Raw genomic sequence first — 14,121 nt, 5'->3', positions numbered from 1 at the left:
GGGATGATGGTGCATGGCCGCTTCATATTGTGGCCATGAAGACAGGCCATGTCCCCGCGCACGGGCGGAGAATGTTGGAAGACGTACTGTATGCCGATTGATCGCCGTATCACCAATGGACTGGCCTGGGCCGGTGCCCTGCTTGTCGTTGCCATCCCCGCAGCGGACATGGTCATGAAACAATTCAGCGGTTCACCGCAGGTGGCCGTGGTCGATCCGCAGGTTGAGGCCGACGAAACCGAGGCGGTGGCGCCCAGCCTGCCCACGCCGTCGTCACAGCGCCCGCAGGCGGAGGATGTGGCGGAAGCGCCCGCTGCCACTCCGACTCCTGCGCCCGAGCGATCGACCCAGACACCCGCCAAACCGCAAGCAACCGATCCTGTTACAACGGCGGCGACCCGTCCGGGTGCCGCAACCGGCGATGCGGTCGACGATTTCCTGACGTCCGGGCGGCCGCTGCCAAGTTATATTTCCGGCGGCAGCGGCACGACACCGTCTGCTACGGCCGCAACCGCGCCGACTCGGACCCCGACAACCACGCCCGCGCCAACGACAACGCAGCCTGCGCGCGAGGCTGTGGCTGCCGTTCCGCCCGCGCAAACTGCGGCGCCTTCAGTCCCGTCCTCAGCGACTTCGCCATCTGCCCCTTCGGGTACGGCCACTACAGCGCCCGCGAGCCGCGTGGTTGGTTTCCCCACGCCGGTGTCGCAGCGCCCCACCCAAATTGCCCGTACGACCGCTCCGGCACCGGTTGTTCCGGCGATATCGCCGCAGCAGCCTCCACTGATCATCGACACGCAGGACCCGATGACCACTGCCCAGGACCTCGAGGAATGGGAAAGCGGTCCGCTGTCCGAATTTCTCGCCAACCGCCAGGGTGGTGCGCAGGCTCGGACACCTTCGGACTACGATCCCAACGGGTTCTTCCTCGACCAGGGCCCTAATCCTGCCAATCGTGTCCAGCGCTTCCCCCGGGCCTATGACGACGATTACTACTACCCATTCCAATAGTCCGCAGGCCGGCCATGCCTGCATGGACATGGACCTGAGGCAGGGAAGGGGATAGGTGTGTCGGCCATGCGTGAGAAAGGCGTCCCCATGCTGTGCTGCGTCCGCAAGGCCGATGAAAACCGCGATGTCTGGCAGAAACTGGCGCAGTTCCTGGGCTCGTTTTCCCAGCGCACCGGCGTGGCCGGGCATGTCGCCAATATCCTCGATCCCGACACCTGGCTGCCCGGCGGGCGTGACGCCGCCTTCACGCTGGCGCTCATTGCCCTTTCGGCAAAGATGGCCGTCGCGGACGGAGCGGTGACCGCATCGGAGGTACGGGCGTTCAACGCTACGGTGGAGATCGCCAAGGGTAGCGAGCCGCAGGTCGAGCGCCTGTTCAACCTCGCCAAGCAGGACGTGGCCGGATACGACGCCTATGCCCGCAAGGTGGCGCGGTTCTTCCATGATACGCCCGATACCCTTGAACACGTTCTGGACGGGCTGTTCTTCATCGCCACGGCCGATGGGCTCGTGCACGAGGCGGAACTCGATTACCTGCGGGACGTGAGCACGATTTTCGGCTTCGACGAGGCGCGGTTCGAGCAGATCGCGTCGCAGCACGTAATGCTGGGCAGCGATGTCGACCCCTATACCGTCCTCGGCCTCAGTCATGATGCGCCCCCTGAGGAAGTCCGCCGCGTCTATCGGCTGCTGGTGGCCGAGCATCACCCCGATCGTCTCATTGCCAAGGGCGTGCCCGAGGACCTTATCGACTTGGCGACGGCGCGCATGTCGGCAATCAACCTCGCCTATCAGGCTATCACCAAGCCCAGGCCGCAACCGCTGCTGACTTGACGGCGGGCGAGTCCTCACGCACATAGGCCGCGCCAGTTGACCGGGTGACCGCTGGCGGACGGGTAACTGTCCGTTGGAGGAAAGTCCGGGCTCCATCGAAACACGGTGACGGCGAAATGCCGCCGGGGGCGACCCCAGGGAAAGTGCCACAGAAAGCAAACCGCCGCTCTTCGGAGCGGCAAGGGTGAAAGGGTGCGGTAAGAGCGCACCGGGCGTCTGGCGACAGAGGCCGCACGGTAAACCCCACCGGGAGCAAGACCAAATAGGGATGACGCGGGGCTTGCCCCAGCCTGTTTCGAGGCCATGTCGTCCGGGTTGGTTGCACGAGCGCGCTGGCAACAGCCGCCTCAGATGAATGGTCACCACGTCGCGGCAACGCGGCCCTACAGAACCCGGCTTACAGGTCAACTGGCGTTGACTTTCGCGCTCCATCGTCGCTAAACGATGGCTTCCCTTCCGCCGTTCTCCGGCGGGCACACGCTGTCTGGAGTTGGCGCGATGCCCCTGGCCACCCCCTATTACCTGATCGACGAGACGGCCCTGGCGCGAAACCTCGAAAAGGTGGAACGCCTCCGAGCCGCCTCAGGCGCGAAGTGCCTGCTGGCGCTGAAGTGCTTTGCAACCTGGTCGACGTTTCCGCAGATTGCGCCGTATATGGACGGCACTACCTCGTCCTCGCTTTACGAACTGAAGCTCGGGCGTGAAAAGTTTGCCGGCGAAACCCACGCCTATTCTGTTGCCTGGTCCGATGGCGAGATCGACGAGGCCATTGCCCATTCCGACAAGGTCATCTTCAACTCGGTCGCCCAGCTGGAGCGGTTTGCAGGCAAGGCAGCGCATTTGCCTGTCGGCCTTCGGGTCAACCCGGGTGTCAGCCATTCGCATTTCGACCTTGCGGATCCGGCGCGGCCGTTCAGCCGTCTGGGCGAGAGCGATCGCGGCCGCGTCGAGGCCGCTATGGACCGTGTCTCGGGCTTCATGCTGCACTGCAATTGCGAGAACGACTCGGTTTCGGCCTTTTCGGCGCTGCTGGATACGATCGAAGAACGGATCGGCGATCTGCTCATGCGGCTCGACTGGGTGAGCCTTGGCGGAGGCATTCACTTCACCAAGAATGGCTACGACATCGATGGCCTCGCGGCGCGTCTGAAGTCATTCGCGACCAAGTTCGGCGTGCAGGTCTATCTGGAACCGGGTGACACCGTGGTCACTGACACGACGACACTCGAGGTCTCGGTTCTCGATATCGTCGAGAACGGCAAGTCAGTGGCCATCGTCGATAGCGCCGTTGAAGCCCATATGCTGGATCTGCTGGTTTACCGCGAGAGTGGAGCAGTTGCTCCCAATGCGGGGCCGCATCGTTATCAGATTGCCGGAAAATCCTGCCTTGCCGGCGATGTGTTCGGCGAATTCGACTTTCCCCAGCCGCTGGCAATCGGGGACCGGATCTCGCTGCTCAATGCCGCAGGATACACGATGGTGAAGAAAAACTGGTTCAACGGGGTGGCAATGCCCGCTATAGCCATCCGTAGAAAGAACGGCACGACCGACCTCGTCAGGTCGTTCGACTATGCCGACTACGTCGCCAGTCTGTCCTGATCGGCGGACTGATCCCCAGCACTTGGAAAAGGTGTTTCGTGCCAATTGAAGAAGAACGTCCTAATCATCGGCGCCGGAGGTGTCGCGCAGGTCGCTGCCTATAAGGCAGCAATGCACAACGATGTGCTCGGAGACATCAACATTGCCTCCCGCACGCTGTCCAAGGTCGAAGCGCTGGTCGCCGGCATCCTGGACAAAAAGGCGCTGAAGCGTCCCGGCGTCCTTGCCGCACATGAGCTCGATGCGCTCGACGTCGAGGCGACCAAGGCCCTGATCCGCCGCACCAAGAGCCAGATCGTGCTCAATGCCGGGTCGGCTTTCCTCAACATGAGCGTGTTGCGCGCGTGCCTCGATACCGGTGCGGCCTATATCGACACGGCCATCCACGAGGATCCGACCAAGGTTTGCGAGCAGCCGCCGTGGTACGGCAACTACGAGTGGAAGCATCGCGACGAGTGCGAGCGCAAGGGCGTGACCGCCATCCTCGGCGCTGGTTTCGATCCTGGCGTGGTCAATGCCTATGCCGCACTTGCCGCCACGGCCTGGTTCGACCGCGTCGACAGCATCGACATAATCGACGTCAATGCCGGCAGCCACGGCCGCTATTTCGCGACCAACTTCGACCCGGAAATCAACTTCCGCGAGTTCACCGGTACGGTCTGGAGCTGGCAGCAGGGCCAGTGGACCGCGAACAAGATGTTCGAGGTAAACCGCACGGATGACTTGCCCGTGGTCGGCACGCAGACGACTTACCTCACCGGCCACGACGAGGTTCATTCCCTGTCGGCAAACCTGAATGTGCCTGACATCCGCTTTTGGATGGGGTTCGGCGATCACTACATCAACGTCTTTACGGTGCTCAACAGCTTGGGCCTCCTGTCCGAGCAACCTGTTACTACGGCTGAAGGTGTCGAGGTGGTGCCGCTCAAGGTGGTGAAGGCTGTTCTGCCGGATCCGGTGTCATTGGCGCCGGATTATACGGGCAAGACTTTTATCGGCGACCTCGTGAGAGGCGTGCGCGACGGCGTCGAGAGCGAACTGCTGATCTACAACATCGCCGATCATGAAGAGGCCTTTGCGGAGACCAATAGCCAGGCCATTTCCTACACCGCGGGCGTGCCGGCCATCGCTGCCGCGCTGCTGATCGCCAAGGGGGAATGGGACTGTCACCGCATGGCCAATATCGAAGAGCTGCCGCCGGTGCCGTTCATCGATCTGCTTGGCAGGATCGGCCTCACGACGCGCGTCCGCGACGCCGCCGGAGATCGCGCGTTCAACGCGGCGGAATTCCGCGAACGTGCCGCACATCGTGACGAACGCCTGCGCGGCGCCTGATTAAGTTCAAACGGCCGGGGCCTGTCCCGGCCGTTGCCTTTTTGTCCAACCTGCATTGATCGTCGCAACGTTCGTCGGGCAGGGCGGTGTCGTGGGGAGGGAGGTCAGGCCTCGAACGTCACCAGAACCTGGGTTCCCGGGCCCTCGCCGTAAGCAACGGTGGCGCCTAGGCCGGTCGCCATGGCGCGAACGATGCGGCTGCCAAGCCCCGTGCCCTGGGGTTTGCCCGTGCCTCTCCAGCCGATGCCGTCGTCCTCGACCACAAGGCGAACCATATTGTCGGTGCGCTGCATATGGACGCGTACTTCGCCCGGATCGCGATCCAGATACGCATATTTCAGTGCGTTGGTAACGAGTTCCGTCACGATCACACCGAGCGACGCAACCTTTTCGGTGGGAAGCGGGAAACCCTCGACGTCGACACGAATGCTTGCGGTCTGGCCTTCAGACTGGAGCGTGTTTTCCAGTTCGCCGACAAGACTGTTGAGGTAGTCGCCAACCTGGACGATCCGTACGTCGTCGGACGTGTAGAGGTGACGATGCACGCCGGCGATGGCCTGAATGCGCATCTGCGTCTCGGCGAGGGCACTCTTGGCCTCGGGATCGTCGACTGCGTTGGCCTGCAAACCCACGAGCGCGGCAACCATGGCTAGCGAATTGCCGACGCGGTGATTTACCTCGCCCAGCAGCATTTCGGCGCGTTCGCGCGCTTCCTGCATGTCCCGTTCCGCCTTTGCCTTGGCACGCATCAGGCGCACGTGGTCAATGGCATGATCAATGGCAGCGGCCAGGAGTGCCATGAATTCTTCGGACCCAGTCTTGGGTACGAAGTCGGTGGCGCCGGCCTTCAGTGCATTGACGGCGATGGACATCTCGGCCGATGCCGTGACGTAGACGACGGACGGGTGATCTTCCATGCCTTCCATGCCGGCAAGGACATCTAGCCCGGTGCCGGTGGGGAGGTTGTGATCGAGAGCGACCACGTCCACTCCGCCCTGGCGGATAATCTCGAGGCCGTCCTCACCACAGGAGGCATGAGTGAAAGTGTAGCCGCGCCGCTGCATGGCCTTTTCGACCAACCGGGCCAAACCGGGATCATCATCGATATAGAGAACATGCGGCGTACGGCTGGGCATGCTGGTCTAGTCAGCCTCGGGGATTTGCATGACCGAAAAGAACAGACCCAACTGCTTGATGGCATTGGCGAACCCGTCGTAGTCGACCGGCTTGGTGATGTAGACGTTCGCGCCCAGATCGTAGCAACGCTGGATTTCGCGCTGATCGTCCGTTGTCGTCAGGACGACGACCGGCGAGCGGCGCGTGTGCTCGTTGCCCTTGACCTTCTCGAGGATGTCGATGCCGGTCATGTCGGGCAGGTTGAGGTCCAGCAGGACCAGAAGCTGACGCCCCTTGTTGACGAGGCCGGTGCCATCGGGTCCCATCAGAAACGCCAGGGCTTCGGTGCCATTGGTAAAGGCAACGATTTCGTTGGCGACACCCGCTCGACGGATGTTCTTCTCTATGAGACGCGCGTGCCCCTCATCGTCCTCGACCATGATAATGGTCACGGGCCGTGCATTGTTCATGCGGCCATACTCCCAAGGTAGCTGCGCGAATCTCGCGGCAGATTAATGATAAAAGTCGTGCCGTGCCCCAATTTCGAGGTCAGGGTAACATCGCCGCCCAGGCTTCGCACCATGGTGCGGACATGGGCAAGGCCGATGCCTTCTCCGGGGCTCGTCTGCGAGCCGGAGCGGCGGAAAAGTTCGAAGACCCGCTCATGATCGGTATCGGCGATGCCGCGGCCGTTGTCTTCCACTTCGATGAAAACGCGATTGCCCGGCGTATGCCTGGCGCGGATCTGGACGCGGAGCGGTCGATCCGGATCCTGATACTTGACCGCATTGTCGAGCATGTTGCCAAGAATCTGCTCGAGCGAAAGCTTGTCGGTGATGAGCTTGCCGACCCGGATGTCGGTCACGACTTCACCGCCGCGCTCGGAAACCTGATGGTGAACGGCGGCTGCGCTGGCTTCGGCGAGCTCGGCGAGGTCGACCGTCTCTGGCTTGAGCTGGCGGCGGCCCTCGCGTGAAATCTTGAGGATGGCATTGATCAGTCCATCCATCTTGCGCGTCGCGGCACGAATAAAGGTGACGGCCTCGGGCAGGTCCTCGGTCGCCGCGAGCCGTGCTTCCCTAGCCATCGGGTCGGCGTCGGTGTCCGGCTGGGCCTGCATATAGGTCTTGACCTGATCGACACCGGTTTCGAGCTCGGCTGTGAAGCCCATGATGTTGACCAGCGGCGCGCGCAGGTCATGGGTGACGATATAGGCGAAGCGCTGGATTTCCTCGTTCGCCTTGCCCAGGTCTGCAGTCCGTTCCCGCACCCGTTCCTCGAGGCCGGAGTTAGCCTCTTCCACGGCGCGGCGGGCCTGAGCCAGCTCGCGCGTATAGTTCAGCACCGCCCATATGGCGCCGCCGACGACAGTGAGGATGACGATGCCGCCGATAATCGACACCCAGCGCAGGATGTTGATGGTATTGCGCTGATTGCCGACGCCGTCGACCAGGATCACGTCGATGGCTTCCAGCAACTGGGTGATGAACGTGCGGATGCCGTCCATGGCCTGCTTGCCGACATCCGTCTTGATGCGATTGACGGCATCTTCTGCGCGGCCTGCACGCACCATGTCGACAGTGATCGCCATCTCGTTGAGTTTGAAGTCGATGTCGGCCTGCAGCTGGTCAAGCGGCTCCTTGGCTGCAGGGAAGGGGGCCAGGATTTCCCGCAAAGTCTCAGCCTGCTCGTCGACCTGGGGAAGCGCCAGATTATAAGGCTCGAGATAGCTTTCATCCTCAGTGATGACGTAGCCGCGCTGGCTGGTTTCGAGGTCCTGCAGGAGGCTGCGCAGATTGGTGGCGGCCCGATGCGCGCGCCGCGCCTCGATGACTTCATCGAAATACGTCTGGGAGCGTTCGACCAGCCACACATTTGTGCCGACGATACCAAGGAGCGCCAACAGGCCGACAAGCAGCAAGAGAGCGGTGGACCGCACGAATGTCTGGCTGGTGATTGGCATGCTGTTCCCGACTGGCTCAGCCCTTCATCGCCCGAACTGCCCATAAGGGCAATATGCATAGATTAATCGAGGCACGGTTTTGCGTGGCTAATTCGCGCGGCACCGACAAGCGGCATGGGAAACAGAATCTTAAGCGTCCCCATGCAAGATCGGTCGCTAGTTTATGTAACCGGCCAATCGGTTGGAGTGGAGTAGTAGCGGATATGGGCAAGCCTTCCCTGCCCGAAACCGATGAGCCAGGCGGTCCGCATGTGCCCGTGTTGCTGGACGAAGTGGTCGCGGCCCTGTCGCCTGTCGATGGCTGTCGTATCGTCGACGGCACCTTCGGCGCGGGTGGCTATTCGCGCGCACTGCTGGCCGCCGGAGCGCATGTCATAGGCATAGACCGTGATCCCTCCGTCGCGCCGCACGTCCAAGCCCTTCAGGCTGAGTATCCCGATCGTTTCACCTTCGTATCGGGCACCTTTTCCGAGCTGGATACGCTCAGCGCAAATCTGGGACCGATCGACGCGGTGGTGCTCGATATCGGTGTCTCTTCCATGCAGCTCGACCAGGCGGAGCGGGGATTCTCGTTCATGCGCGAGGGGCCGCTCGACATGCGCATGAGCCGTTCGGGGACAAGCGCTGCCGATCTGGTGAATACCCTCGACGCGGAAAACCTGGCGAACCTGCTCTATGCCTACGGCGAAGAGCGCAAATCGCGCCGTATCGCCCAGTTCATCGTGGCGGCACGCGAGACGGGGCCGATCGCATCCACGCTCGAGTTGGCGCGCATCATCGAAAAGGCCATCGGCCGCAAGCCCGGCGATGCGCATCCGGCCACGCGTTCGTTTCAGGCCCTGCGCATCGCCGTCAACGGCGAGTTCGATCAATTGGTCGAGGGGCTGTTCGCGGCGGAACGTCTGCTCGATGAAGGCGGCCGTCTGGCCGTAGTCAGCTTCCATTCACTGGAAGACCGGATCGTCAAGCGGTTCTTCGATCCCGACAAGGGTGGACCGGCGTTGTCGCGCCACTTGCCGCAGACGGCGGCCGAGCCTCTACGCTGGCGCAAGGCGGGCAAGGCCATCAAGTCTGGTGCAGCGGAGCTCGCACGCAATCCGCGGGCCCGCTCGGCGGTCCTGCGCAGCGGCATTCGCACGGCTGAAGATGCGCGCATGACCGACTATTCAGGCTTGGGCGTGCCCCAGATCAGGGGTGCCGCATGATCCGCAGCATCAACATTTTCCTGCTCTTCAGCTCGGTCGCGATGTTGGCAGGCGTCTATGGTCTCAAGTTCTCCATCGAAGGAACGGCCGCCGAGCGGACCGCCATCACGGCCCATATCGGCGAACAGGAAGGCGAGTTGTCGCTGCTCAAAGCTGATTGGGCGGTGCTCAATCAACCCGGGCATATCGATCCGATCGTCCAGCGCCATCAGGCTGAACTGGCCATCGCGCCGGTCAAGCAGGAGCAGTTTGGCTCCTTCGCCGCTCTGCCGATGCGCCCTGCGGCACCCGACACCGCAGCCATGGATGCGCTGTTCGCGGCCATTTCAGAAGGTATCGATCCGATCGACGCCATTCTCCAGCTGGAGGGCATTGAATAATGGCCGTGGTCTCCGAAGATTTCTCCCCGACGATTGCGCTCGAGGGGACGCGCAAGCAGCGCGGCAATCTCACGCAGGCGCGCATCCGCTGGATGATGCTGGCCGTGGTGCTGGGGTTCGCGCTGGTCGGCGGGCGCCTTGTGCAGCTCGGCATGGTCGAGACCGACCAGACCATTGAAGGGCAGGCCCGCGATGTTATCCAGGCCAGCCGCCCGCCCATCCTTGATCGGAACGGTCTCGAAATGGCAGTCGATATCCGGGTGCCATCGCTTTTTGCCGAGCCCCGCCGGATCATCGATGTCGAGGAAGCCGTGCAGGCGCTCCGCTCGGTTCTCCCCGATCTGGACGAGACCTGGCTGCGCAATCGCCTCACTGGCAACCAGGGTTTCGTCTGGGTCAAGCGCGAACTGACCCCGGCTATCCAGGAAGCGGTGATGCGGCTCGGCATTCCGGGCATCGACTTTATTACGGAGTCCAAGCGCTTCTATCCGGGCATGAACGAGGCCGCGCATATCCTCGGGTCGACCAATGTCGACAACCAGGGCATTGCCGGCATCGAGCGGCACATGGACCGTGAATCCATCGCGCTCTTGCAGGAGCTGGGCCTGGCCCGTGGCAATGCGCTGACGCCGGTGGAGCTGAGTGTCGACATGCGCGTGCAGCATGTCATGCACCAGCAGGTGCTCGACGCCATGACCCGCTACCAGGCGATCGCGGCTGCGGGCGTGATGATGGACATCTATACCGGAGAAATCATCGCACTGGCTTCGGTGCCCGATTTCAATCCGAACGAGCCTGCCTCGGCCCTCGTGAAGGACACGTTCAACCGCATCACCTCGGGCATTTTCGAGCCGGGTTCCATCTTCAAGACGGTCACCATTGCCGGTGCTCTCGACAGTGGCGCGGTTTCCATCACCGATGAATTCGACGCACGCTACGGTATCCGGTTCGGCCGCTTCACCATCGATGACTTTCACGGCAAGCACCGCATTCTCGCGCTTCCCGAGGTCTACAAGTATTCCTCCAATATCGGCACGATCCGCATCATGCAGGCGATGGGCAAGGAGGCCTATCGTGACTTCCTGAGCCGGATGAAATTCGACGAGCGCGTCGATTTTGAACTGCCGGAAATGCGCGTGCCGACGGTGCCCAAGAGCTTCTCGGAAGTCGGCGCGGCCACCGCTTCATTTGGCCACGGCCTTTCGGTTTCGCCCCTGCATATGGTCACCGCCTATGCCGCCTTCGTAAACGGCGGCAACTACATCGCTCCGACGCTCTACAAGCGCGAGATCGCGCAAGCCGAGCCACTCTATGAGCGTGTGGTCAGCGAAGAGACCAGCGCCAACATGCGCTATCTGATGCGCCTCAACGCCATTTCCTCGGGCGGTTCGGGCTCGCAGATGAACAAGGCGGCGCTCGGCTACCGCGCCGGCGGAAAGACCGGCACGGCTGAAAAGGTCGTGGATGGGCGCTACTCGTCGAGCAAGGTCACCAACTTCTTCGCTTCCGCCTTCCCACTAGATAATCCCCGCTACGCCATGGTGATCATGGTGGATGAGCCCAAGGCGGAAAATCCGCAGTCGGGCACGACCGCGGGCTGGAATGCCGGCGCCATTACCGGCCGCGTCATCCAGCGCGTGGCGCCCATGCTCGGCGTCGCGCCCGATTTCAGCGACGTTCTCGACCAACAGATTGTTCCGCCCGCCGTCAGGCGTTTGTATCCAGAAGGATTCTGATCCGTGTCCATCAGCGTTACCCAGCTGCTCGAAGGTTCAGGCGCCCGCCCCAAGAAGGGGCTGGGTGCGGTCTTTGGGCTCAACTCCGACAGCCGCCGGATCGAGCCGGGCGATATTTTCTTCGCGCTGCCAGGCGCAAAGGTGCATGGAAACCAGTTCGTCACGGACGCCGTGGCACGCGGCGCGCTGGCCGTGGTCACCGACACCGCGCCTCCCGGTGATCCTGGGGTGCCTGTCATCATCGTGAAAGATGTGCGTGCGTCCTATGCCCGTGCGGCGAGCCGCGTGTTCGAACCGCAGCCGGAAATCCTGGTTGCGGTCACTGGCACCAACGGCAAGACGTCAGTCGCGTCTTTCGTGCGTCAAATCTGGGACTACGCCGGCGTTCCCGGCGCCAGCATCGGTACGCTCGGCATCGAGACGTCGAAGCGCACCATCGAGGGCGCGCTGACCACGCCGGATTCGCGTACACTCCACCAGGCGATGCGCGCGCTCAAGGCGCAGGGCATCGACCATGTGGCGCTCGAAGCCTCGAGCCATGGACTCGACCAGCACCGTCTGGATGGCGTGCATTTCGAGGCAGTCGCCTTCACCAATCTCAGCCGCGACCACCTCGACTATCACAAGGACATGGACGAATACCGCAACGCCAAGTTGCGCCTGTTCACCGACCTCCTGGTCGATGGCGGGGCAGCCATCGTCAATGTCGACGATCCGGAGCATGAGCAGTTCATGTTCGCAGCGCTTTCGGCAAGCGCGACGCTGCTGACCGTCGGGCGGGAAGGCGCCTATATTGAAATCCTCTCGATCGAGCCCGAGGGTTATGGGCAGCGTGTCGAGGTGCGGCACATCGGCGAGAAGGTCAACTTCCACCTGCCGATCCCCGGCGAGTTCCAGGTATCGAATGCCCTGATTGCGGCCGCCCTGGCCATGTCGTCGGGCGTCGACAAGACTGCGGCCTTTGCCGCGCTGCCCGAGCTGGTCGGTGCGCGTGGCCGGCTGGAACTTGTTGCTGAACACAATGGCGCGGCCATTTTCGTCGATTACTCGCACAAGCCGGAAGCGCTGCGCATGGCGCTCAAGACGCTGCGTCCCTATGCCAAAAACAAGCTGCAGGTGGTTTTCGGCTGCGGTGGTGATCGCGACAAGGGCAAGCGACCACAAATGGGCGAGATCGCCAGCGAGATGGCTGATGTGGTGATCGTCACGGACGACAATCCGCGCACGGAAGATGCTGCATCGATCCGTGCCGAGGTGCTCGCTGGCGCCAAGGGCGCAAAGGAAATCGCCGATCGCAAGCAGGCGATCGAGACGGCGGTGAAATCGCTCAAGCCCGGAGACGTGCTGCTGGTGGCGGGCAAGGGGCACGAGACCTACCAGATCATCGGCACAACCAAGTCGCATTTTTCCGACCACGAGGAAGTACTGGCCGCCGTGCGCGGCTAGGCTCTGTACCCACGTCGGTTTGATCCGCTCGGTGGGGGTTGCGGCACAGGAGGGTCTGGGCGTATCCCAGACCACCTTTCTGTCGGCGCGGCGAGCAATCATGACCCCACCTCTCTTCACCCTCGACGCTATCCTTGCTGCTACGGGTGGCCGGGCAACAGGCGTGCCTGCCACCGAGATCAACGCCATCTCCATCGATAGCCGGGAGCTGGGGGAGGACGCGCTCTTCGTCGCCATCAAGGGCGATCGCTTCGACGGCCACGATTTCGTGGATACCGCGCTTGCCAATGGCGCAGTTGCCGCCCTGGTCGGCCGCGGCGAGGGTGCGGGGCGCATCGTTGTCGATGATGCCCTCGAGGGATTGACCGACATCGCCCGCGCGGCGCGACAGCGCAGCCGCGGCTTCATTGTCGGCGTCACCGGAAGTGTGGGCAAGACCACGACAAAAGAGGCGTTGCGGGTGGTGTTCGAGGCCGCCGGGCAAACCCATGCATCGATCAAGAGCTTCAACAATCATTGGGGTGTGCCGCTGATGCTGGCGCGAATGCCAGAGACAGCGCAGTTCGGCGTCTTCGAAATGGGCATGAGCGCACCCGACGAGATCCGCCCGCTGAGCCAGCTGGTTCGACCGCACGTGGCGGTCATCACGACGATTGCACCGGCACACCTCGAAAAGCTGGGCAGTCTCGAAAACATCGCGCGCGCCAAGGCGGAAATCTTCGACGGTGTCGAACAGGGTGGTACGGCCGTCCTCAACGGCGACCATCCTCAGATCGGCATACTGCTCGAAGCAGCGACTGCGGCCGGCATCGGCAAGGTCATCACCTATGGTTTCGCCCGCGGCGTCGATTGGCAAATCACCGAGGTGGAAACTGCCGCCGACCGAAGCTTTGCGACCATCGTTCATGGCGACGAACGGTATGCGCTGGCGCTGGGCGTTGCCGGACGGCACATGCTCGCCAATGCCACCGCCGCGCTTGCCGTGTCGCACATTGCCGGCATCGAGGCCGAGGTGGCGCTCCGGGCCCTGGCCGGGTTCGGCGCACAGCCCGGCCGTGGCCAGCGGCTGGCACTTGGTCCGGCGGAAAAGCCGTTGCTGTTGATCGACGAAAGTTACAACGCCAACACGGCGTCCATGCAGGCAGCGCTCGACGTGCTGGCATCGATCGAGCCGCCAGGTGGCCGCAAGGTGGTCGTCCTGGGTGACATGCTCGAGCTTGGCGACGCTGCGCCGCAGCTTCATGGGGGGCTGGCGGATGCCGTCAAGGCAAGTGGAGCAGAGAGGGTGCACCTCGTCGGAACCAGCATGGCGCAGCTTGCCGCCGCACTCCCGCCACATCTGGTGGCCAGTCATGCCGCCACCATCGCGGAAGCCGTGGACGGTATCGTCGCCGATCTTGCCTATGGCGACGCAATCATGGTCAAAGGGTCCAACGGCGTCGGGCTTTCCCGCCTCGTCGCCGATATCAAGTCGCGCTTTTCGCAGAGCTGACACA

At 62.7% G+C, this 14,121-nt stretch carries 12 protein-coding genes and 1 other RNA gene; 10 read left to right on the top strand and 3 right to left on the bottom strand.

Annotation, left to right across the window (positions count from 1 at the left end; translation table 11 throughout):
- Positions 1 to 90: 90 nt before the first annotated feature.
- The 5 genes from CCK88_RS08580 (at position 91) to CCK88_RS08560 (ending at position 4,779) form a co-directional block, all read left to right on the top strand.
- Positions 91 to 1,011, top strand: coding sequence for a hypothetical protein (locus tag CCK88_RS08580; RefSeq protein WP_086470030.1), 921 nt, complete (start codon positions 91 to 93; stop codon positions 1,009 to 1,011).
- Between the two features lie 66 nt (positions 1,012 to 1,077).
- On the top strand, positions 1,078 to 1,845 hold the full coding sequence (locus CCK88_RS08575; RefSeq protein WP_244557462.1) for a J domain-containing protein: 768 nt from the start codon (positions 1,078 to 1,080) through the stop codon (positions 1,843 to 1,845).
- Positions 1,846 to 1,877: 32 nt separating this feature from the next.
- An RNA gene (gene rnpB, locus CCK88_RS08570) (RNase P RNA component class A) lies at positions 1,878 to 2,261 on the top strand.
- A gap of 82 nt (positions 2,262 to 2,343) precedes the next feature.
- Positions 2,344 to 3,444 (top strand): carboxynorspermidine decarboxylase, encoded by a 1,101-nt coding sequence (locus CCK88_RS08565; protein ID WP_086470028.1) that lies wholly within the window; start codon positions 2,344 to 2,346, stop codon positions 3,442 to 3,444.
- Between the two features lie 45 nt (positions 3,445 to 3,489).
- On the top strand, positions 3,490 to 4,779 hold the full coding sequence (locus CCK88_RS08560; RefSeq protein WP_086470027.1) for a saccharopine dehydrogenase family protein: 1,290 nt from the start codon (positions 3,490 to 3,492) through the stop codon (positions 4,777 to 4,779).
- 104 nt (positions 4,780 to 4,883) lie between these two features.
- On the opposite strand, the gene CCK88_RS08555 is transcribed toward CCK88_RS08560, so the two are convergent.
- Genes CCK88_RS08555 through CCK88_RS08545 form a run of 3 tightly spaced genes read right to left on the bottom strand, consistent with a single transcriptional unit; the run spans position 4,884 to position 7,858 of the window.
- Positions 4,884 to 5,915 carry a histidine kinase dimerization/phosphoacceptor domain -containing protein gene (locus tag CCK88_RS08555; RefSeq protein ID WP_086470026.1) on the bottom strand — a complete coding sequence of 344 codons (1,032 nt, stop codon included), beginning with the start codon at positions 5,913 to 5,915 and terminating at the stop codon, positions 4,884 to 4,886.
- A 6-nt stretch (positions 5,916 to 5,921) separates the two neighbouring features.
- Positions 5,922 to 6,365 (bottom strand): response regulator, encoded by a 444-nt coding sequence (locus CCK88_RS08550; protein WP_086470025.1) that lies wholly within the window; start codon positions 6,363 to 6,365, stop codon positions 5,922 to 5,924.
- Positions 6,362 to 7,858, bottom strand: a complete 1,497-nt coding sequence (locus CCK88_RS08545) for a sensor histidine kinase (RefSeq protein ID WP_086470024.1) — start codon at positions 7,856 to 7,858, stop codon at positions 6,362 to 6,364. The genes CCK88_RS08550 and CCK88_RS08545 overlap by 4 nt, the downstream gene beginning before the upstream one ends.
- A gap of 203 nt (positions 7,859 to 8,061) precedes the next feature.
- Between CCK88_RS08545 and rsmH the strand changes: the two genes are divergently transcribed.
- From rsmH to CCK88_RS08520, 5 genes are all read left to right on the top strand, one after another.
- Complete coding sequence (rsmH, locus tag CCK88_RS08540) at positions 8,062 to 9,063, top strand: 16S rRNA (cytosine(1402)-N(4))-methyltransferase RsmH (RefSeq protein WP_086470023.1); 1,002 nt, start codon at positions 8,062 to 8,064, stop codon at positions 9,061 to 9,063.
- On the top strand, positions 9,060 to 9,443 hold the full coding sequence (gene ftsL, locus CCK88_RS08535; RefSeq protein ID WP_086470022.1) for a cell division protein FtsL: 384 nt from the start codon (positions 9,060 to 9,062) through the stop codon (positions 9,441 to 9,443). The genes rsmH and ftsL overlap by 4 nt, the downstream gene beginning before the upstream one ends.
- The gene (locus CCK88_RS08530) at positions 9,443 to 11,179 is read left to right on the top strand and encodes a peptidoglycan D,D-transpeptidase FtsI family protein (protein ID WP_086470021.1); all 1,737 of its coding nucleotides are present in this window, start codon (positions 9,443 to 9,445) and stop codon (positions 11,177 to 11,179) included. Before ftsL ends, CCK88_RS08530 begins: the two co-directional genes overlap by 1 nt.
- A 9-nt stretch (positions 11,180 to 11,188) precedes the next feature.
- Positions 11,189 to 12,625, top strand: coding sequence for a UDP-N-acetylmuramoyl-L-alanyl-D-glutamate--2,6-diaminopimelate ligase (locus CCK88_RS08525; protein ID WP_086470879.1), 1,437 nt, complete (start codon positions 11,189 to 11,191; stop codon positions 12,623 to 12,625).
- Between the two features lie 100 nt (positions 12,626 to 12,725).
- Complete coding sequence (locus tag CCK88_RS08520) at positions 12,726 to 14,117, top strand: UDP-N-acetylmuramoyl-tripeptide--D-alanyl-D-alanine ligase (RefSeq protein WP_086470020.1); 1,392 nt, start codon at positions 12,726 to 12,728, stop codon at positions 14,115 to 14,117.
- Positions 14,118 to 14,121: the final 4 nt, after the last annotated feature.

It is taken from the genome of Devosia lucknowensis, assembly GCF_900177655.1.
Lineage (GTDB): Bacteria > Pseudomonadota > Alphaproteobacteria > Rhizobiales > Devosiaceae > Devosia > Devosia lucknowensis.
The sequence above is the reverse complement of the archived record's forward strand: the minus strand, read 5'-3'. Positions and strand labels throughout refer to the sequence as shown.